This is a genomic window from Moraxella lacunata (assembly GCF_900453205.1).
GTDB classification, from domain to species: Bacteria; Pseudomonadota; Gammaproteobacteria; order Pseudomonadales; family Moraxellaceae; genus Moraxella; species Moraxella lacunata_B.
The window spans coordinates 504,374-525,991 of sequence record NZ_UGQU01000001.1; the positions used below are offsets into that span (position 1 = coordinate 504,374).

Below are 21,618 nucleotides of genomic sequence, written 5' to 3' on the forward strand. Positions count from 1 at the left end.
AAACCATGCTCATCTCTTATAAAAACCGCCTGTTTGACCTATATCGCATTTGTGCCAAATACCGCCTTGACACGCATTTTGCGGACGTACCAGAGTTTACCCCCTTGGTACGGCTCATCAAAATGCACCCTGCCAGTATCGGCAAATCGCACAACCCATTGGGGGTCAAGCTCGCCTTAGAGGAGATGGGAACGCTGTTTTTAAAGCTCGGGCAACTGCTCTCCACCCGCTCTGACCTACTGCCCCCTGACATCATCGCCCAATTATCGCTACTACAAGATAAAGTCGCCCCCTTTGATGTTGAGATTTTAAAACGTGAAATAGAACACCCCAAAACAGGGCTGGGCAAGCCAATCGGTGAGATGTTTAGCCGATTTGATGACAAGCCACTCGCCGCCGCCAGTATCGCCCAAGTGCATACCGCTTGCTTGCCTGACGGACGAGAAGTGGTCGTTAAGGTCGTCCGTCCTGACATTCGCCCTGTCATCATCAAGGATTTTGAACTGCTTCGGGAGTTGGCAGGCTACCTATCAGCTCGTATGGAGTCGGCTCGGGCGGTGCATATCGTGAGTATCGTGGAAGACTACCGCCAAATCATGCTAAATGAGCTTGATTTGACCTTGGAGTCCGCCAACGCCACTCGCATGAGAGGCAACTTCACAAACTCGCCACTCATCTACGTCCCCGAAGTCTATATGGCAAACAAGTCGGTCATGGTCTCGGAGCGGATTTTTGGTGTGCCGATTAGCCAGACGGATAAATTTGACGCCTTGGGCTATGACCGTGCTGTCCTTGCCAAAAATGGCTTGACGATATTTTTTACCCAAGTGTTTCGGGATAACTTTTTTCATGCCGACATGCACCCTGGTAACATCTTTGTGGAAACCCTGCCAAACGGTCAAGCGGTGGCAAATCCACGCTATTTGGGGCTAGATTGTGCGATTATGGGACAACTTGCCCCCGATGACCAGCTCGTTGTCGCTCGCATGCTCCTATCAGTCATGAATGGCAACTACACCACGCTGGTGGACATCATCAGCCACGCAGGGTGGATACCGCCGTCCGCCGACAAGCACGCACTCATCGCCGACATGGCTCGTACGGTGTCCCCCATGGTGTCTAAGCCCATGAGTGAGCTTGATTTTGCAGGGATATTGTTTGAGATTTTAAACATCGCACGCCGTCATCAGATGAGTATACCGCCACAGCTTATGCTACTGCTAAAAACACTCGTCCATGTGGAAGGGCTTGGGCGTGAACTATATCCTGACCTTGATATTTGGTCGCTTGCCAAGCCGATTTTGACCGATTGGGTAAAATCACAGCTTGACCCCACACGTCTATTGAATGATTTTTATGACAAATTGCCCGAACATCTACTGTCCGCCACTGACCTGCCCAAACTTACCACCCAAAGCATCCAATCACTTGCCACGCTTGGCGGACGACAGGAAAAACAACTAAGAGAAATCCAAGCCCTACGAGCCGATTTTTTAAACCAAAAACGCCATGACTGGATGGCGTTGGGCGGATTTTTTACCTTTATCGCCATTGGGCTGACCGTACCGATTTGGTGGGTGGGTGTGGTGTTTCATGTATTGGCGTTGGGGTTTGTGGTGTGGCGGGTGCTGGCGTGATTGGACTCATCTGATCTTAAACAAACAGTCCAACCACAACCAGTAAAAAGATGTTTGGCATTACTTATAAAGATGTTGTAGTTGGTTTGACAATTCAAGCTTGAAAAACGTGCAATTCCCCTGCTTTTTTAAACAGGGATTTTTCATTGTAAATACCAAAGGTAGGCACGCCCTAATTATAAGCACTAAATTTGTTTTATTTTTAATCAATTTTATGTAAAATTTTGTAGTACGATTGCCCTGTTGCAAACATCAAAGTTTAACACGCCCTGTAAAAATTATGCTAAAATAACAAAATTTACGCCTTTAAATAATGGAAAAACCCATGACCGACCTACCCGAAAAAAACGACTTTATCCGACAAATTATCCGTGATGACCTAGCAAGCGGTAAGCACGACAGCATTTTGACCCGTTTTCCGCCCGAGCCAAACGGCTATTTGCACATCGGACACGTCAAATCCATTTGCCTAAATTTTGGCGTGGCACAAGAGTTCGGTGGAGCGTGCAACCTACGCTTTGACGACACCAACCCCACCGCCGAAAAGCAGGATTATGTGGATAGCATTAAGGCGGACGTGGAGTGGCTTGGTTTTGACTGGGCAGGGGACGTGCGTTATGCATCGCACTACTTTGACAAACTCTATGAGTGGGCAGTACAGCTTATCAAACAAGGCGATGCCTATGTGGATTTTCAAACGCCTGATGAGATTCGTGAACATCGTGGCGGTTTTGGTAAGCCGTCCGTTGAGTCACCACAACGCAACGCTACTGTTGATGAGAATTTGGCTCGTTTTGACGACATGAAAAACGGCAAATATAAAGAAGGTGAGGCGGTACTGCGTGCCAAGATTGACATGAACCACGCCAACATGAACATGAGAGACCCTGTCATCTACCGCGTCATGCACGCAAGCCACCACCAAACGGGCGACACATGGTGTATTTACCCGATGTACGACTACGCCCACCCCTTGTCGGACGCTTATGAGGGTATCACGCACTCGATTTGTACGCTCGAATTTGAAGATCACCGCCCCTTTTATGATTGGGTTGTTGAAAAAGTGGGCTTTGAGGTGCCGCCCCGCCAATACGAATTTAGCCGTCTAAATATTGACCACACGCTAACGTCCAAGCGTAAACTCAAACGCCTTGTGGACATGGGCGTGGTATCGGGCTGGGACGACCCACGCATGCCAACCATTGCAGGCATGAGAAGACGTGGCTACCCTGCCGAAGGCTTGCGGGATTTTTGTGAACGCATTGGCGTATCCAAGGCAGACGGCGTGGTAGATTTTCGCCAGTTGGAATTTAGCATTAGAAACGTGCTAGAAAATACCGCCAGTCGTGGTATGGCGGTGCTAAATCCCTTAAAAGTTACGATTGCCAACTTTGATGAAGCGGTTGCTGATTTTGAAAATCTAAAAAAAGACACGGTCAAGGCTCGCTTGGATAATGGCGTGCTTTGGCTCACCCAGCCCAAGCACCCACAAGCGGACAATGGCGAGCGTGAGATTCCCTTTACCAAAACCATTTATATTGATAAAGCCGACTTTGAAATCACGCCCCCAGACGGCTACAAACGCTTATCGCCAGAGAACCCTGAGATTCGTCTGCGTAACAGCTATGTGCTAAAAGTAGAAGAGCATATCACGGACGCTAATGGCGATGTGGTAGAGCTTATTGCTACCATTGACCCAAAAACACTGGGCAATAACCCTGAGGGGCGTAAAGTTAAAGGCGTGATTCATTGGGTGTCGGCAAGTCATGGCGTGCCTGCCACCGTGCGACTGTATGAGCATTTATTATTTGAAGATGATGAAATCTCGGACGAACACATCGCCAACATCAAAGCGGACAACCCAAATGCTGATGATGATACGTTGTGGGTGCTAACTCATGTCAATCCAAATTCTATCAAGGTTGTCAATGCCATTGTTGAGCCGTCATTGGCACAAGCAAAGGGCGATGATAAATTCCAATTTGAGCGTGAAAGCTACTTTGTGGCGGACAGCGTGGAGCATCGCACCGATAAGCCTGTGTTTAATCAGATTGTGGGATTAAAAGACGGGTTTAAGTAACTTTTAGCAATTTTAAAGTTAAGCAAAAAGCCAAACGTGATGTTTGGCTTTTTAATTCCATTGCCCAACTTTTAACTCGTTCATTTTACATCCTCATCGCTCGCCTCATAAATGGCAAAAAGCTCATCATCGCTTAGCACCGTCTCAGCAATGGGAAAAAGCTCTCGCTCTTCAAAGCGGATATGGTCATACAGAGCATTTGCCAGTGCCTTGACATCATTCACGCTTGGGTCGGTATTGGCAAGTAAGGTCTTAATATGCTTATGCTCATCAAGCATTTGCTTTGCCAATTTAACCGCTTTGTCATCGGATAATTTTGTCAAAATAACATCAGCAAGATATGCTCGTTCAATCTCAAAATGCGTGGGAATGGCAGTGGTCAGATACTCCACTAAGGCTTGATGATGGGTCAGTTTGTCATCATCGGTGGCGGATTTGGCTTTGTTGGCGATGACCAAACCCAAATGGTGCTGACGAGATAGGGGCTGTAAGGCAGGATGTCGTTTCATAGGAGTTCCTATTTATCAATTAAATTTTATAAAACCACAAACACTAGGGCGATGTTTGTGGTATTGTGGCACATAATGCTAATCAATAATTTAAGGTATAACTTATCCCGTAACTTCTCCCCTGTGCAGACAAGCTGGATAATTCACCATAAGTTGCTTTGGCAGCTTGACTAAATACGCTCTTATAATCGGTATCCATCAAATTATAAACCCCAAAATTTAGCTGACCCTTGGGCAGTTTTATCTCACCCAATAAATCCGCCACAACATAGCCTGAAATTCTAGTCTCTGGGGTTTTGCGGACGTTTTGATTGGTTGTAGCAACCAAGCTGTCTTGATAGGCATTGTCTGTACCTCCAATAGCAAGCAGTTGTAAGCGTAATTTATGTTCACTTGGTGTGGTGTATTGAGCAAAAGTGGTGGCTTTGGTAGGACTGATACGAAACGCCCCAAGCTCTCTGTACTGACCACTTGCATCTTTGTATTGACCTCGTGTATAGGCAATGCTACCACCGACAGCCCAGTTATCATTAATCTTGTGATTTAATTCAAACTCCGCCCCATAAATACGCTCATCAGTATCAGCAACCACCACGCTATAATCTTTTAAAAACTGGGTTACTTTGTCTGATGTATTATAAAAACCTGTCAACTTGGCACGGCTATCGCCAAATACTCCTACCCACCCTGCATCATAACTATTGACCGTGATTGGCTCGACATTATCAGAATTAACCACAAAACCTGCCCCAACATCTCGTAGCACCCTTTGCAGGTCAGGCAAACTATATCCCTGCCCAAAGTTGGCAAAAATACTGTGATTTGGCGTTAATTGATAATTTGCCCCAAGATTAAACAAAGTTTTGTGATGCTTTACTTTGCCAGAATTGACAACCCCTGCTTGATACGGCACTTTGTTTTGGATTAATAAATCAGCCAATAGCGACTCACTGGGTGGCACAAAATCGTCTGTTTTGCTGTCTATACGTTGATGTCGCACACCTGCTGATATTTTTAAATCATCTGTCAAAGCAATATTGGCATTGGTAAATATGCCATAGGTTTTTAAGGTGGTGTCAGGCCCATAAGTGTAACGGTTGCCAGCATCTTTAAATACTAAGCCGTTGCTTTGCATAAAGGTAGTCAAATCATAGCCTGTCGCCCCTTGGCGGTTTTTTTCTTGTTCATAATCGATACCATAACTAAGTAGTACAGGTTTTTGAGCAAAGTCAAATTTTCTTTGCAAAGCCAGTCTTGCTCCCAATACATCTGCCTTGGATTCGGATTGTAATACCCCATAGGCGCGAGCTTGTAGAGCCTTGGTATAAGCATCAAAAGTGGCGGGTGGCAAATTCATGCTTTGTAAAATAGGCAGGGCTTTGGCGGTCGAAAACGGGGCAACAAAGGGGTAAAATCGCCCTTCTTCTTTACGATAATAAGCATTAGCATTGATGGTGTTACCCCATAATTCATCATGATGGTAGTTGATATTAAAGGTGCTTTTGGTGGTTTTTGGCTGTTCTGATAATGATAAGCCTTTGATGGCATTTAATGAAGGCTTTTCTCCAAACAACACCGCAAGGCGATTACCATAATCAGGTGCATAATCGGTATCTTGTTTGTCGTTATAATGCGTCAATGCCAGATTGATATTTTGCTTGTCGTCAAGTTGCCAATCAACATTTGTATTGACACTTAGGCTTTTGCTGTCTTGTTTATCGGTTTGGGCAGGCTCAGGAGCGATGCGTTTACCGTTAGCATCAAATGCCCCTCCTGTGGTGCGATAGTCGACATCAAGCCGTGCAAGGACATTGCCATTTTCGCTGACACCTGCCACACTCTGACCTACCTGATAACCGATACCTTCACTGGATAATTTACTACCATGTACACCGATGCGGGTCTCAAATTGCTCCTCTTCCAAATCCGACTTAGTAACGATATTAATCAAACCGCCTGTTGCCCCAGACCCATAAATACTGGTTGCTCCTGATAAAACTTCAATTCTAGCCACTTGACTGGGGTTGATACTATTAAGCTGTCGAGAGATGTCTCGCGAACCTGTCAAAGGCACGCCATTTAACAAAAATTGCACTTGACGACCGTGCATGGTTTGCCCAAAGTTACTAGTGGTGCCACTACTTACCCCCAAACTTGGAATGAGCTGTGCCATCACATCGGCAAGCTGTCGAGAGCCTGTTGCTTGCTCTTGAATTTGCTCTTCATAAATAACTTTGGTGGTATGGGGCATTTGTGTGATACGATTGGCAAGTGCCATACCACTCTTATCAATGGTAATAACCACAGGCTCTAATTCAACCGTTGGTAATGACTCATTGGGTTGAGCGTACAACTGCTGAGTTGCTGCCACACTTAGTAAAGGCAAAGATAACCATTGAGCATAGTGGGAATGACGCATAAATTACTCCTTATGGAAAAGTAAAATTTGGTATTGTTAATTAACTATACCTTTGGGTGGATTTGTAGGGGCAAATCACATTTGCCCTGTGATAACGTATTGATTTTTGGGCGAATATAATTCGCCCCTACACGTTCAATTTTAAAATATATCTTTATTGAACAATACCTAAAATTTTAACAGTCTGTTACGGACAATTTTTTTATCAATGTCGGCAAAATAAGTATTGACACCCCAGAACCAATCGCAAGCCATAAAAATAGCTTGTCATAGCCAAACTGATGTACTAAAAATCCACTCATCGCCCCGCCGATAAAATACACAAGCAACTCCACGCACACAAACAAAGTAAAGTCCGTGCCAGCTTGGTCGGGATTGGCAGCATTCATAAACAGAGCATATAAGGCAGTCATTGTTAAATAGCGAACAGATAAAATTAGCAAAACACTAATTGCCATCAAGCTCATAAACCCTGTTTTTAATAAACCTACCGCAGGTAAAAAATCACCCAATAAAGGATATAGCAATCCTAGACACAACAAAGCATAAACTGCCGTTCTTAGCCATCCGAATAATATAAGACAACGTACAATGTCGATATATTTGATTAATACCCCTGCCAAAAGTGCTGAACCAATCCCAACAATCGCTCCAAATACCGAAAACAAAAGCCCAATCTGAGACAGTGAAAAACCAAAATCCACAAGCATTGGATTTAGCATTGCCATCATCGGAGCTTCCACAAAGCGAAACACCACAATCAAAGCTAGTAACCATTTGGTTTGCGGGCGTTTGATAAGCCTAATAAGACTTGCTCTGGAAAGATTGGTAGCATGTTTGGGATTGTCTTGATCTTTTAAGAACCATAGTGAACACGAAATAAGCACAACAGTTGTTGCCAAACTGATTGTCGCCATTTGCCAATCAAATCTCTGATATAGCCACAGTGTGCCAGCACCGCCTACCATACTACCAAACGCCACTCCAAAACTTTGCATGGCACTTGCCAGTCCAAAGGATGACTTATCAAATTGTTCCACTGTATAGCCATCAATAGCGATATCTTGGGTAGCACCTGCCAAAGACACCAAAAAACTTATGCTCAGAAATAATACAGTCTCAGAAAACTGTAAAAAGCCAAGCCCAAACAGCCCGACTACCACGATAATTTGAGTAAAAAATAACCAAGTCTTGCGTTTGCCGATTTTGGCACAATAATAATTGTCCACATAACTTGCCCACAGAAATTTAAACGCCCACGGCAAATATAAAAGTGAAAGCATGCCAATCACCCTAATGTCAACGCCTTGATGTCTTAAAATGGCAGGCAATGCCACATTAAAAAAATACAAAGGCAAGGCATGGGCAACATATAACAGTGCCACCATCGTCAAAAGATGGCGATTTTTTTGTTGTGAAACAATCATCAGACCACCCCTATTTTAGTATTTATCCATGCTTTGGCTTCAGTCAGTGATAACACCACCGCATAAGGCACTCGCCATGCTTTATGAAAAGCAGGACTGTCTAAGGCTTGTCTTTGAGTCTCATCATCAACAATTCTGACTAATCCCTTGCAATATTTAAAGAACGATTCTTTGTGCGTCTTGTACCAAACCGCCTCAATCTGGCGGTAGTTATCAGGGAGTGTCAGCCCTGTCCGACTATGGTAAATCAAGGCAAAACTCTGCTCACTGGCTAACAAATCACTCATAGCAATCAACCAATCATCAAATGCATCTTGACTAATCTCGCCTGAAAAATCGAGTAAAAATACAGGTAAGGAGCTATTTGGGTTCTGAATAGCATTTAGAAAAATAGGCATAACATCACTCTTTAATGCTGGCATTTAAATAATGGGCAAACTTACAATAAAACCCTTCTTTGTCACAAAAATATAACATTGCAGTTTTTTCAGGCATTACAATTTGATATTGGGGCATATAGTTTAATTCTTGAGCGACTACCTCATAGGGTTTTACACTTGCATCAGGTTCACCCACAATTTTTTTAGCAGGTGAATGTTCAAAAATAAAAAAGCTTAGTAGACGCATGATGGCACGCAAGTACCCTTTGCCAACAGCCTGTGCCTCTGCTAGTAACAAATGCCAACCCAAATCATTTTTGTCAGCCGTATAATACCCTGATAGTCTATCCCTTGCCCCTTCATAAACTTCGGCGTAACCAACCCATTCGCCATTAATACTAACCAAATACAAACGCTGGTGATCATCAGCCAACATTTTTTCAAAATAAACAGACAGCTCAGACAATGATTTATTGAGTTGCCATTGAGGGATAACATGGGGCATATTCATCCAACGATGTAACAACTCAATATGTTCAGGGTAGCGTATTTGCACCAACCCAAATTCAACCCCATTTTCTCTGTAAATATAGTTGTTTGGCAGCCCCTGAGATAAAGTTGGCAATCGATTGATTTTACTGCATTGATCTTGATTAAAAGAATCGGTATAGATTTCTAGCATTTCTATTCTCTCATTAGGGTGTGTTGAATATTGGTATTTGCAATGAAAAATGAGAAAAATCGCACGTTTTTCATGCAAAAACTAATAAAAGCGTTAAAATTTTCATCGTTTTTACAAATAATGTTATCAATGTTCAACACACCTTAGAAACTGTGGTGAAATTGGATTGCAAATTGGTTCGCAAACCACGGGTTCTGGACGGTTGGCGTTATCTTGATAACCTCTTGTAAAAAAGCGAACACGATTTAGGCACACCTTTTCAAATTTTGGTCTTTTTAAATCAAATAAAGCAATCCTCTCATTTAGCTCTGGATGTTGATGGTGAAATTCATCAACAATCTTTGATAACTCATTCCAAAATTCAAATTCAGATATATTATAATATTGATGTAATACATCAAAAATATAGCGATAATGCACAACAAAAAGCCCAGTGAAAATAAAATGACTCAAATCTTTTGGGGAGTGTTTTAATAAAATACCCACCTCTTTTGGTTTAGGCTCTTGTTCAAAAAAAGTGTCATCAACTAAATTAATATCATCCACAAAATCCTTTAAAACCATTTTTATCGGTATGCCATTCTCATGTATCAATAGACTATTTTCTCCATGTGGCGAAAATACAATTCCATAACGATACAACCAATACAATAATGGTGTTACACAAACTTTAAAGAATTTTTTTAGCCACTCAACAACCGTAAGACCCGACCGATGGATTAAATGTGGCAACAAAAAATCACCATGTCTATCTTTATGAATAAGTGCAGCTTGAGAGATAACTTTTTGATTATCAGTAATGTAATTTTCAACACTATCTCGCCACAAACAACCCAGTAATTCTGTAAATTGATAAGGTGGAGAGCTTAATTTATCAAAGGCGGGCTGTTTTACAGTAACTGTTGCTAACTCTCCCAATAGAACAACACCGGTTTCTTGCAATTGTTGGTCGTTTTTAAGTATTCTCAACAGCCATTCGCTGATTTGCGGAGCAAAAAAATTACGCTTGTTTGGCAAGCCACGATATACTGCTGTATTTAAAATACTAAGTGGTAGTTTAATGTGATATGCTGTTTTATCAGTCATATCTGAAAAAGTTCGAATAGACTGTAAAGGTAAATACTCATGCGTAGACATTTCTAAAAACAGTAATTTTTGTTCAGAGATTTCAAGTGCATAATTTAAGCTAATCCAATTTGACCATTGCCAAGGATGTATTGGTAAAAATAAATATTCTTGACTGTCCAATCCTTTATTCATCAAAATGTTTTTAAAAGATTTATACTGACCTTCCCCCAACGTCTTTTTATAAATGCAATCACAAGTCAGCCCTTGAATTAATGAGAGTACCGCAAGACTTTTGTGAACAGCAAACCAAGGAAGTTTTCTTGCAATAGCAACCTCTGGAACATACTGTTTATAATCTTCATAGCCAAAACCGAGGCGACCTTTCCCCATAACAATCCAAGGATGTCCACGTAAAGCCGAGTCAACAACTGACCCACTAAGATTTGATAACGCTTCACTTGTTAAGCTATGCTTTGTGTATAAATGAGCCTCCGCCAACCAAGTATGATTAATCTCCTTTACCATATAAGCTTTTGTGCCATTATCCATATTCAGACTTTCACACAACTCAACAAAAAAATCAGTTAGATTATAAAAAGAATCACCTGTTTTTTTGTCATTAATAGAGTAGACGATAAAGCCACCAAATTTCTTTGGTTTGATAATTACTTCCAAATTAATTTTATCAAAAACAAATAACATTCTTTGCTTGTTTTCTGGCAAATATTCCACTTTTGTTGGTCTAATAATTTCTTCGTAAAGCAGCTCAGATATAGCAATCTTCATCAAAGACTGGCCAGCGCTTTTTAATTGCGACAACTCTATATTTAAATGATAAGCATTGGATGTATTCATTGCAAAACCTCATCTATGAAAAATTTGATAAAATATTGTTTCTACTTAGCTTATAAAACTCTTTATCCAAAATCCGATTGATTATGGTTGCTGAGCGATGAGCGCTCAATCCTAAATCTGGCGTCCCAACTCCATGAGTACAAAGTCCCATATTCTGCACAAAAATTCTCCCCATACCATTAGGGTGTTGGTAATTTACCTCATAATTTCGATCAATATCATAACTACCACAAGGTTGTTTTTTGATACAAGGATCTAATTCTGACATAAAATCCAGTGACGCTTGCTGATATCCAGTAGCCAAAATAACATAATCAGCACTTATTTTTGACGAAGTATTTGTATAATTATGTACAAAATCACAACAAATCTTGCCTTGATTCTGACAAGTTTGTATTAGTTTTAAATTTGAATTTAATTTTATTGATTTTTCATTATTCAAAATTATTTTTTGATAAAGCATGCTGTAAATATTTTTTAGTAAGTTTGAATTAATTCCTTTATATAAAAAATCTTGCTTTTTCAATAAATTTTTTCTTGCTTCTTCTGATAGGCTGTAAAAAAAATCCATATAGTCTGGGCTAAAATGCTCTAAAGCTAATGGCGTATACTCCATGGGAAAAAATCCCTCATCATCAGTAACCCAATGAATATTATTAAAATCATTTTGAATTAATTTATAAAAAATCTCGCCAGCTGATTGTCCAGAACCAACCAAAATAATATCGGATTTTTTCTTCTTTAAAAGTTCATCAAAATTTTTCATAAAATCCGATGAATGGAAGCACTGATTTTCTAAATTTTTCACAATATTTTTTGTACAATCGGGAATATTTGGAGAAGTTCCTATGCCAATAACTAAATTTTTACACTCATAATTTTTAATTTTCCCATCACATTCAACAATAACATTAAATCCTTTATTAATAGGAAGAATCTGTTTTACTAAACAGCCAAAATTTAAATTTTCTAATTGACTGCATACCCATTGGCAATAACTATTATACTCAATTCTTGGTAGGAAAAAAGACTCTTTAAAGTAAAATTGAAACAACCTTTGTTTTTCTTGCAAGTAATTAAGAAAACTGTACTTGTTTGTTGGGTCTACCATTGTTACCAAATCAGCTAAAAACGGAACTTGTAGTGTGGTATCAGGCATTAACATTCCTTGATGCCATATGAATTTTTCTTTTTTATCGAAAAATACTGTTTTTAAATGACAATCTTTATGGTTTAGCAAACTTGCCAAGCTTAAGTTAAATGGCCCTATACCAATACCTATGATATCAAACATGGTTTACCTCTTTGTGCTTTATAGGATTCTTTATCTTTACATAAATAGATTGGGTCTCTACTGGTGCAACCAGTTCATCCAAATCGTGTAAGCGAGTCAACAAATTTCCTTTGTAGGGTAATTGATTACTAAACAACAAAGTATTTAGTAGCTTACTATTTGGATACTTTTTCAACAGATTCTCAATATACTCCCGTAGTATATTGAGAAGATTTTCTTCTGTTGAAAATCCAGTTTTTGCAATACTGCTAATTAGCGAAAAAACCGTATTTCCAATAAAATAATATATAAATCGACTATTAGCAAAATCAATAGAAACAACACACTTTGCTCTGGCAATAAGATCTGTATACTCATCTATCAATTCATCTGCATAATCAGTAACATATCCAAAGCTTTGATTATCTCTTACCCAAAATTTATAAGGGAAATTATCTCTTATTTCTATGAGACAATTCTGTTGATGAGCCTCAAAAACCATGCCATAATTATGATACATATCAATCATGGGAATTAGTGAAATTTTCAAAAATTCTTCAAACCATTTTTGACTAATTTCTCTTAAACAGACACCAAATTCTTTTTGACTACCTCTAATATTTTTGATAATGTGATATAGGCGATTTTTCTTTTGGAATGGATGATCTTGACATAACGTTGCCAAATTTGTAATGTTACCTTCTTCATTAAAAGGATTATTTCTAATAATGCAAATGGTTTCATTTATAATTTTTCCATCTACAATTACCCCATTCCAAGCAGGATCATTAACAACATCAAACATTGGGTATGAATTTTTTATATTTTCTCCAAACTGACTGTGCCAAATTTTATTAGCCAACAAACCCCTACGACCTTCTTTCGGTAAATTTATGCGTACTGAATTTGTGATTGCAACAGATAAAGATAATTTAAACATCCACTCCCTATTTAAGTTTACAACCGTACGAACTGATGTGGTGGCATAATAATCATCTCCCATTTGACCTAAATCTATTAATTTTTCTTCTGTTAATAATTTTTTATAAATATCTTTTTGTTGTAAATATTTCGCCTGCCAAGGATGTAATATAATCAACCTAAAGTTATTATAATCTTTTGATTCATATTCTTTTTGAATTTTAATTTTATTTAAAATATCACTTTTTATCCTTTCTAATATCAGACCACTCTCTGACTCTTCAACGTAAATACTTGATTCAACCAACCAATAATGCAACTTAAAGCAACCATTAGTTTCTGGTGAAAAATTTTTCCATTGCACATCATCAAAACCAATTCTGTTTTTCGGAGCAGGGTGCATGGCATGCCCACAGAATAGAGCTTGCTCCGTATCAACAAAATTAAGTTTTTTTCTTTTAAATATGCTGTCAATTTTTTGTTGTCGACTATCAAGAATTATCTGCAATTTTTCTGAACTATCCATCCATCTTGACAACACACTGTTGATGTTTATACTTTCTTTATCTGAATGCCAATATAGCATATCTTGTAACAATAAATTTGCCAGCATTAAAGAGTTAGTCTCTACAAAATCATCAGCTTGTTCAATATATATTTTATCAAAAATTTGATGATGTCCTAGCACACTGACAAATAGCAATGGAACAACTATACGGACTTTTAAGGGTTCTAAAAACAAAGACAGGACAGAGTGCCCCTCACAACATCCTCGACAAATGTCGCTTTGTTCGCTTGATTGTAAAATTTTAAAGCGACTGGTTTCAATACAGTAGGCGTTTATAAGATTTTGTATTGATAATCGCTCAATATCTCTTTGTTTGTTAGACATAAAACAAAGCTCCTCGTACTATAATTGATAATTATTATTATATTAATAATAATAATTATTGTCAATATATTTTATCAAATTTCATGTTAATTTCACCGTTAAGTCTCTCCAAATTCGGTCTAAACACTCTATATTAGACTTATGAATATCGCACAGTTTTAGAATTAATTTTTTAAATTATTATAAAAATCAATAAATTATAAAATAAAAAAACCACAAACACTAGGGCGATGTTTGTGGCAAAAACCGAAAAAATGGTTTTTTAAATCAGTCTCTTATTGCGATGTCTTTTGACGGACAATCTGATAACGTCTGCCCAAATACCAAATCGGTGCTGAGATGATGTGAATCAGACGAGTAAACGGCACAAGCAGGATAAGCGTGGTTCCTAAGAACATATGTAGCTTATAAATCAGCCCTGCATCCACCACACGGGCAGCAGCACTCATCGGACGTAATATCGCCAAGTCCTGTGCCCAACCTGCCAATGACAGCATCAACGCACCGTCTTTATGGTCAGGATAGTGCCAAATGGTCGCAAGACCCATGATGAGCTGCACCAAGATGATGACAAGTAGCATCTTATCGCTAAACGTGGATGTATGGCTCACACGTGGGTCGGTAAAACGTCTCCATATCAGAATCAGTAGCCCCACAAGGCACATCACGCCTGCAATACCACCGACAATGACCGCTACAAGCTGTTTGTCCGCCGCCGAGATAAAGCGTTCATAGACAAAGTGTGGGGTTAGCATCCCAAAGAAATGCCCAAGCAGCACCACAATGATGCCGATGTGAAATAGGTTACTGCCGATTCTCATGCCTTTATCGTTTAGCATTTGGCTTGACCCTGCACGCCATGTATACTGCGATAGGTCAAATCTCGCCCAACAACCCAAAATACATACTGTCAAAGCGATGTAAGGGTAAATGCCGTACAAAAATATATGTATCCAGTTTTCGGGGGTTACTGCTGTGATTGCTGTTGCTGTTGCTATCATGACGACACTCCTTCGCTAACAGTTTTATTGGTTTTAAAATCCACCCAATGCACAGGGATTTCGCTTGTCTTTTGGGCTTGTCTTGCCAAGGTCTCGGCAATGCGAATGTCGGTTTGACTTGACGGACAGCGTTCTTCTTGCTTTGCCGCCAAAAAGTCCACGGCTTCTTCTTCCCATTCTTTGTCAATGGCATCAAAGGTTGTATCATCTACCTTGTCTTTGCCCATCTTGGCAAGCTCATCATCAATGACGGTCAAAGGCTTACCTGCAATTTGCAATAACGCCTTAAACAGCCCAGCATAACTACTGCCCTTATCCACCAGTCTCGCCCCCAGTAGAGCGATGATGTGGCTGACATCAGCAATGTCCATGCGAATCTCAACATCGTCTGCAAAGCCTGCCTTATAAGACAAAAATTCAAGATACATGGGCAAATAGTCGGGCAATTCCTTGACATCAATGGCAAAGCCTGCTTCTTCGTATTGCCCCATCAAATCCACCATCGCTTGCCCACGGTCTCGGCTCTCGCCATGCACGTGTTCAAACAGCCAAAGCGACAACGAACGCCCACGCTCAAACAGACTGTCATACACCGATTGAGCTTCAATCGAGCCTTTGCTTGATAACTCATCAACAAAGGCGTTAATCTCTTGGCGAACCTCGGGGCTGATGAGCTTTGATGTTGCTACGATGTCTTTGCACGCACCCAACGTATCATCAGCAAACAGCTCATCAGACGGATAATCCATGAGCAGGCTTATCACTTTTAATAATTTAAAATCAAGATGATTCATGCTAGCCCCCATCAGTTATCCCATGTCTGCACGGTCTCAATCATCTCACGGCGATTGGACTTACGCTGACCGAACATACTGACGTCATTACCGCCTGTACAGCCATTACCAAAGGTAAAGCCACAGCCGTTTTTGTCGGCAAAGGCATCAGACAACGCTTCTTCACGGTGAGCGGTCGGAATGACAAAGCGGTCTTCATAGTTGGCGATTGCCAAATAGCGGTACATCTCTTCGACTTGGTGTTTGGTCAAGCCCACGTCATCAAGCACCGCTTGGCTTTCAACCTTATCGACAAGTTGCATACGCTTATAAGAACGCATGGCAAGCAGGCGTTTGAGCGCCAACTTGACAGGTGCTTCATCGCCAGCGGTCAGCATATTGGCAAGGTATTTGACAGGGATACGCAGGCTATCGACATCAGGAATAAGTCCGTCCATGCCCACTTTGCCTGCTTCGGCGGCGTTTTGGATTGGCGATAGCGGTGGCACATACCACACCATTGGCAAGGTGCGATATTCTGGGTGCAAAGGCAGGGCAAGTTGCCAATCCATCGCCAGTTTGTACACAGGCGATTTTTGGGCAGCTTCGATGACACTCATCGGCACGCCATCTTTTAGAGCTTGCTCAATGACGGCAGGGTCATTGGGGTCTAAGAACACATCAAGCTGGGCTTTGTACAAATCTTTCTCGTTTGGCGTGCTGGCAGCTTCTTTGATTTTGTCGGCATCATACAAAAGCACGCCTAGATAACGAATACGCCCCACACAGGTCTCAGAACAGATGGTTGGCTGACCTGACTCAATGCGTGGATAGCAGAAGATACATTTTTCGGATTTGCCTGATTTCCAGTTATAATAAATCTTCTTATAAGGACAACCCGAGATACACATACGCCAGCCACGGCATTTGTCTTGGTCGATAAGCACAATGCCATCTTCTTCACGCTTATAAATCGCTCCCGATGGGCAAGACGCCACACACGTTGGGTTTAAGCAATGCTCGCACAAGCGTGGTAGGTACATCATAAAGGTGTTTTCGTACTCACCATAGATGTCGGCTTGGACTTGGTCAAAGTTCTTATCGGCACGGCGTTTGGCAAATTCAGAGCCTAGGATTTCTTCCCAGTTTGGCCCCCATTCGATTTTTTGCATACGCTTACCTGTGATGAGCGAACGGGGGCGTGCAATCGGCTGATGGTCGCCTAGTGGGGCAGTGTGCAGGTGCTGATAGTCAAAGTCAAACGGCTCATAATAGTCGTCAAGCGTTGGCAAATCAGGGTTGGCAAAGATGTTGGCAAGTACACGGAATTTACCGCCAATGCGTGGGTTGATGGAGCCATTGGCGTTACGAATCCAGCCCCCTTTCCATTTTTCTTGGTTTTCCCACTCTTTGGGGTAGCCGATACCAGGCTTAGACTCTACGTTGTTAAACCATGCGTATTCCATGCCTTCACGGCTTGTCCAGACGTTTTTGCAGGTTACAGAGCAGGTGTGGCAACCGATACATTTATCAAGGTTTAGCACCATGCCAACTTGTGAGCGAATTTTCATAGGATTCCCCTTATGCCTAGTTCTTTTTATTTTGTAAATTTAAAAGAACATCGGTAGGTCAAAATTTGGTTTAGTTTATCCCTTTTGTCAAAGACTTACTATCCTACCAAAAGGGATAAACTTGGCGGTTTATCAGTCCAAAGTAGTAGGCAATGGACGTGGCAGACTGTCATCAGGCTTACCTTCTAGCCAGTCAATGTTTGCCATTTTACGCACCACCACAAACTCATCACGGTTACAGCCGACCGTACCATAGTAGTTAAAGCCGTACGCTTGCTGAGCATAACCGCCAATCATGTGCGTGGGTTTTAGGATTGCCCGAGTTACTGAGTTGTGAATACCGCCACGAGTGCCTGAGTTTTCAGAACCAGGAATGTTCACAAGCTTTTCTTGGGCGTGGTACATCATCGTCATGCCTTCTTTGACACGCTGAGAGACGACCGCACGGGCGGTGATTGTGCCGTTGTGGTTAAAGACTTCAATCCAGTCGTTGTCCACAATGCCTGCTTTTTTGGCATCAATCTCACTCATCCACACAATCGGGCCACCACGAGACAAGGTAAGCATTAGCAAGTTTTCAGAATAAGTGCTGTGAATGCCCCATTTTTGGTGTGGTGTTAAGAAGTTTAATACTATTTCTTTATTGCCATTGGGTTTGTAGCGTTTGAGCTCATCTGTCGTTCTTGTGTCAATTGGCGGACGATACTGTTGCAACTGCTCGCCAAAGGCCTGCATCCAAGGGTGGTCTTGGTAAAACTGCTGACGACCTGTAATGGTACGCCAAGGAATCAGCTCGTGTACATTGGTATAGCCTGCATTGTAGCTCACCTTTTCGGATTCTAGCCCTGACCAAGTTGGCGATGAAATAATCTTTCTCGGCTGGGCAACAATATCACGAAAACGGATTTTTTCGTGTTCAGATGATTTTGCCAAATGGGTGTGGTCTCGCCCTGTATTGCTTGACAAATCCGCCCACGCCTTGACCGCCACGTGTCCGTTGGTTTCAGGGGCAAGCATTAGTACCGTTTCGGCAGCGTCAATGGCTGTATCAATGCGTGGACGACCATAGGCAACATTATCTTCGGTAACAGTATAATTAAGCTCACCAAGTAGCTTAACTTCTTCCTTAGTATCCCAAGTAATGCCCTTTGAGCCATTGCCAAGTTTATCCATTAGCACGCCAAGCGAAGTAAATTTGGCATAAGTGGATGGATAATCTCGCTCTACCACCTTGATATGTGGGCAGTTTTTGCCAGGGATTGGGCGTACGCCTTGGGTTTTCCAGTCTGTACCGCCAAAGGGCTGGGCAAGCTCACCTTCTGAATCGTGCTGCATTGGCAAGGTTACAATATCAGTTTCAACCCCCAAATGCCCAACAGATAACTCAGAGAACTTTTTGGCAATGAGCTTATAAATTTCCCAATCCGTCTTGGACTCCCACGCAGGGTCGGTAGCAGCCGTTAAGGGGTGGATAAAGGGGTGCATATCAGAAGTATTTAAATCATCTTTTTCGTACCAAGTTGCTGTTGGCAACACAATGTCTGAATACAAGCAAGTGGACGACATTCTAAAATCAAGCGTGGTAACAAGGTCTAATTTGCCCGTTGCTCCATTGGGTTCAAAGTCAATCTCGGTAGGACGAATGCCATCGTGAATGGTCTCCTCGCCTAGGATACCGTGCTTAGTACCTAGTAGGTAGTGAAGCATATATTCATGCCCCTTGCCCGATGAGCCAAGCAGGTTTGACCGCCAGATGAATAGGTTGCGGGGGAAGTTGGCAGGATTATCTGGACTTTCGGCAGCAAAACGCACTTTGCCACTTGCCAGATTGTCCACAACATAACTTTCAATATCCTGCCCTGATGACTTGGCAAGACGACCAAGCTCCAAGGGGTTCATGTTAAGCTGTGGGGCGGACGGTAGCCAGCCTGCTCGCTCGGCACGAACATTATAGTCGAGCATATGCTCAGGGAACTGCGATTTATCAGCGTGTGGCGATAGAATCTCATGAGCCGAGACTTTCTCGTGTCGCCATTGGCTTGAATGATTATAAAAGAAGCTCGTGCCATTCATATGGCGTGGCGGTCTGTGCCAGTCTAAGGCAAAGGCAACAGGCGCCCAACCTGTCTGCGGTCTTAGTTTTTCTTGACCAACATAATGAGCCCAGCCGCCGCCTGTCTGACCGATACAGCCACACAGCATGAGCATATTGATAACGCCACGGTAGTTCATGTCCATGTGATACCAGTGGTTCATGCCTGCCCCGATGATGACCATCGATTTGCCATGAGTCTTGTCGGCATTATCGGCAAATTCACGGGCGATTTGAATGACTTTTTCACGACTTACGCCTGTGATTTTCTCTTGCCAAGCAGGCGTGCCTGCCACGGTTTCATCATTATAATCATCGGTTACGTGCTGACCGCCCACGCCATTGTCCACGCCAAGATTGGCAAGCATTAAATCAAAGACCGTTACCACTTTGACCGTTTCACCATTGGCTAGTGTAAGCGTTTTGCAAGGCACATTTTTGTACTGGATATTGTCCCCTTCGGCGGCGGTAAAATAAGGGTGTTCATCACCGCCAAAGTAGTCCATGCCAACCGTTGCCGTCTCGCCTGAGCCTTTTAGGGTCAAAGCCAAATCAACATCTGTGTTGTTTGTACCTTCTTTACTCTCCAAGTTCCAACGACCGCTCTCGCCCCAACGGTAGCCAATCGCCCCATAAGGCGACACCAGCTCGCCATTATTATTGAGGGCGATGGTTTTCCATTCGGGGTTGTTGTCTTGACCTAGGTTGTCCACCAAGTCAGACGCACGAAGGAATCGCCCTGCCCTTGCCTTATCGCCTTCGCCTTCAATCATTACAAGCATTGGCAAATCGGTGTAGCGTTTGGCGTAATCTAGGAAATAAGCACTTGGGTTTTTTAGATAAAATTCTTTGATAATCACATGACAAAACGCCTGAGCCAACGCTGCATCTGTGCCTTGTTTTGGGTTTAGCCATAGGTCGCACAGCTTGGCAATCTCGGCATAGTCAGGCGTGATGGCGACAGTTTTTGTGCCTTTATAACGCACTTCGGTAAAAAAGTGAGCGTCAGGGGTACGGGTCTGCGGTACGTTTGACCCCCATGCGATGATATAGTCAGAGTTGTACCAGTCGGCAGCTTCTGGCACGTCTGTCTGCTCACCCCACGTCATCGGAGACGCAGGCGGTAAGTCGCAATACCAGTCATAAAACGACAAACACACCCCACCGATAAGCGACAAATAGCGAGAGCCAGCGGCATAGCTAATCATACTCATCGCAGGAATGGGCGAGAAGCCAATGATACGGTCAGGGCCAAAGGTCTTGGCGGTGTAGATGTTGGCGGCGGCGATGATTTCTACCACTTCATTCCATGATGAGCGGACAAAACCCCCCATGCCACGCTTGGATTTGTACTGCTCGGTCTTGGCTGGGTCAGTTACGATACTTGCCCATGCGTCCACAGGGTTTTTGTGGGCTGCCTTGGCTTCACGCCAAAGTTTAAGAAGAGGTTTACGCACTTTGGGGTATTTGACACGGTTGGCAGAATACATATACCAACTATAAGACGCACCACGGGGACAGCCACGGGGTTCGTGATTGGGCAAGTCTGGGCGTGTGCGTGGGTAGTCGGTTTGCTGAGTCTCCCAAGTTACCAGTCCGTTTTTGACGTAGATTTTCCATGAGCATGAGCCTGTACAGTTCACGCCATGAGTTGAGCGGACGATTTTGTCAAACTGCCAACGACTGCGGTAGCTGTTCTCCCAATCACGATTTTCATCACGAATCTCGCCGTGTCCGTCAGCGTATTCGCCCGTTTTTTTCTTAAAAAAACGGAATTGGTCTAATAAATGGCTCATAAATCCCCCTTGTGGGTTGGCTAAACTTAAAAAGTTTTTGGCTAAATTGATGAGCTTACTATAAAGAAAACCGCCAAATTAAGGTATTAACTTGACGGCTAGGGGGATAATACTAAGGGGGTAGGTGTGAGATGGGGTTGGGTTTTTTGATGATAAATGTCAATTTTAGGCGGGTGCGGGGTTGTTATGTTCTGTTTGTTGTTAGAAAGGACGGTATTGTTAATTGAGTATACTTTTCTAGA

14 protein-coding genes are annotated in these 21,618 nt (G+C 42.2%); 2 read left to right on the plus strand and 12 right to left on the minus strand.

Annotated elements, in window-relative coordinates:
- Positions 1-5 precede the first annotated feature (5 nt).
- A complete protein-coding gene (locus DX073_RS02535; RefSeq protein WP_115005215.1) occupies positions 6-1,637 on the plus strand; it encodes an ABC1 kinase family protein in 1,632 nt (543 codons plus the stop codon).
- Between the two features lie 325 nt (positions 1,638-1,962).
- Positions 1,963-3,717 (plus strand): glutamine--tRNA ligase/YqeY domain fusion protein, encoded by a 1,755-nt coding sequence (locus DX073_RS02540; protein ID WP_115005217.1) that lies wholly within the window; start codon positions 1,963-1,965, stop codon positions 3,715-3,717.
- Between the two features lie 80 nt (positions 3,718-3,797).
- On the opposite strand, the gene DX073_RS02545 is transcribed toward DX073_RS02540, so the two are convergent.
- The 12 genes from DX073_RS02545 to DX073_RS02600 all read right to left on the minus strand — a co-directional run bounded on the left by DX073_RS02545 (position 3,798) and on the right by DX073_RS02600 (position 21,376).
- Positions 3,798-4,226, minus strand: coding sequence for a hemerythrin domain-containing protein (locus tag DX073_RS02545; RefSeq protein ID WP_115005219.1), 429 nt, complete (start codon positions 4,224-4,226; stop codon positions 3,798-3,800).
- An 82-nt stretch (positions 4,227-4,308) separates the two neighbouring features.
- Complete coding sequence (locus DX073_RS02550; RefSeq protein WP_115005221.1) at positions 4,309-6,645, minus strand: TonB-dependent receptor; 2,337 nt, start codon at positions 6,643-6,645, stop codon at positions 4,309-4,311.
- A gap of 176 nt (positions 6,646-6,821) precedes the next feature.
- Positions 6,822-8,072 (minus strand): MFS transporter, encoded by a 1,251-nt coding sequence (locus DX073_RS02555; protein ID WP_115005223.1) that lies wholly within the window; start codon positions 8,070-8,072, stop codon positions 6,822-6,824.
- Positions 8,072-8,470 carry a hypothetical protein gene (locus tag DX073_RS02560; protein ID WP_115005225.1) on the minus strand — a complete coding sequence of 133 codons (399 nt, stop codon included), beginning with the start codon at positions 8,468-8,470 and terminating at the stop codon, positions 8,072-8,074. The genes DX073_RS02555 and DX073_RS02560 overlap by 1 nt, the downstream gene beginning before the upstream one ends.
- Positions 8,471-8,474: 4 nt before the next feature.
- Positions 8,475-9,077, minus strand: coding sequence for a GNAT family N-acetyltransferase (locus DX073_RS02565; protein ID WP_002233959.1), 603 nt, complete (start codon positions 9,075-9,077; stop codon positions 8,475-8,477).
- Positions 9,078-9,260: 183 nt separating this feature from the next.
- On the minus strand, positions 9,261-11,057 hold the full coding sequence (locus tag DX073_RS02570; protein ID WP_115005227.1) for an IucA/IucC family protein: 1,797 nt from the start codon (positions 11,055-11,057) through the stop codon (positions 9,261-9,263).
- A gap of 13 nt (positions 11,058-11,070) precedes the next feature.
- A complete protein-coding gene (locus DX073_RS02575; RefSeq protein ID WP_115005229.1) occupies positions 11,071-12,351 on the minus strand; it encodes a lysine N(6)-hydroxylase/L-ornithine N(5)-oxygenase family protein in 1,281 nt (426 codons plus the stop codon).
- The gene (locus DX073_RS02580; RefSeq protein ID WP_115005232.1) at positions 12,344-14,143 is read right to left on the minus strand and encodes an IucA/IucC family protein; all 1,800 of its coding nucleotides are present in this window, start codon (positions 14,141-14,143) and stop codon (positions 12,344-12,346) included. Before DX073_RS02580 ends, DX073_RS02575 begins: the two co-directional genes overlap by 8 nt.
- Before the next feature lie 275 nt (positions 14,144-14,418).
- The gene (gene narI / locus DX073_RS02585) at positions 14,419-15,144 is read right to left on the minus strand and encodes a respiratory nitrate reductase subunit gamma (protein WP_115005234.1); all 726 of its coding nucleotides are present in this window, start codon (positions 15,142-15,144) and stop codon (positions 14,419-14,421) included.
- Positions 15,141-15,938 (minus strand): nitrate reductase molybdenum cofactor assembly chaperone, encoded by a 798-nt coding sequence (narJ, locus tag DX073_RS02590; RefSeq protein WP_115006346.1) that lies wholly within the window; start codon positions 15,936-15,938, stop codon positions 15,141-15,143. Before narJ ends, narI begins: the two co-directional genes overlap by 4 nt.
- 11 nt (positions 15,939-15,949) lie before the next feature.
- Positions 15,950-17,488, minus strand: a complete 1,539-nt coding sequence (gene narH, locus DX073_RS02595; protein ID WP_115005236.1) for a nitrate reductase subunit beta — start codon at positions 17,486-17,488, stop codon at positions 15,950-15,952.
- A gap of 132 nt (positions 17,489-17,620) precedes the next feature.
- Entirely contained in the window at positions 17,621-21,376 is a 3,756-nt protein-coding gene (locus DX073_RS02600) for a nitrate reductase subunit alpha (protein WP_115005238.1), read from the minus strand.
- Positions 21,377-21,618 lie beyond the last annotated feature (242 nt).

What these genes read in the sequence shown, in the direction of transcription:
- DX073_RS02535 (WP_115005215.1), top strand. Translation starts at nt 6, where the DNA reads ATGCTCATCTCTTATAAAAACCGCCTGTTTGACCTATATCGCATTTGT.
- DX073_RS02550 (WP_115005221.1), bottom strand. Translation starts at nt 6,645, where the DNA reads ATGCGTCATTCCCACTATGCTCAATGGTTATCTTTGCCTTTACTAAGT.
- DX073_RS02560 (WP_115005225.1), bottom strand. Translation starts at nt 8,470, where the DNA reads ATGCCTATTTTTCTAAATGCTATTCAGAACCCAAATAGCTCCTTACCT.
- DX073_RS02570 (WP_115005227.1), bottom strand. Translation starts at nt 11,057, where the DNA reads ATGAATACATCCAATGCTTATCATTTAAATATAGAGTTGTCGCAATTA.
- DX073_RS02545 (WP_115005219.1), bottom strand. Translation starts at nt 4,226, where the DNA reads ATGAAACGACATCCTGCCTTACAGCCCCTATCTCGTCAGCACCATTTG.
- narJ (WP_115006346.1), bottom strand. Translation starts at nt 15,938, where the DNA reads ATGAATCATCTTGATTTTAAATTATTAAAAGTGATAAGCCTGCTCATG.
- narH (WP_115005236.1), bottom strand. Translation starts at nt 17,488, where the DNA reads ATGAAAATTCGCTCACAAGTTGGCATGGTGCTAAACCTTGATAAATGT.
- DX073_RS02580 (WP_115005232.1), bottom strand. Translation starts at nt 14,143, where the DNA reads ATGTCTAACAAACAAAGAGATATTGAGCGATTATCAATACAAAATCTT.
- DX073_RS02540 (WP_115005217.1), top strand. Translation starts at nt 1,963, where the DNA reads ATGACCGACCTACCCGAAAAAAACGACTTTATCCGACAAATTATCCGT.
- DX073_RS02555 (WP_115005223.1), bottom strand. Translation starts at nt 8,072, where the DNA reads ATGATTGTTTCACAACAAAAAAATCGCCATCTTTTGACGATGGTGGCA.
- DX073_RS02600 (WP_115005238.1), bottom strand. Translation starts at nt 21,376, where the DNA reads ATGAGCCATTTATTAGACCAATTCCGTTTTTTTAAGAAAAAAACGGGC.
- narI (WP_115005234.1), bottom strand. Translation starts at nt 15,144, where the DNA reads ATGATAGCAACAGCAACAGCAATCACAGCAGTAACCCCCGAAAACTGG.
- DX073_RS02575 (WP_115005229.1), bottom strand. Translation starts at nt 12,351, where the DNA reads ATGTTTGATATCATAGGTATTGGTATAGGGCCATTTAACTTAAGCTTG.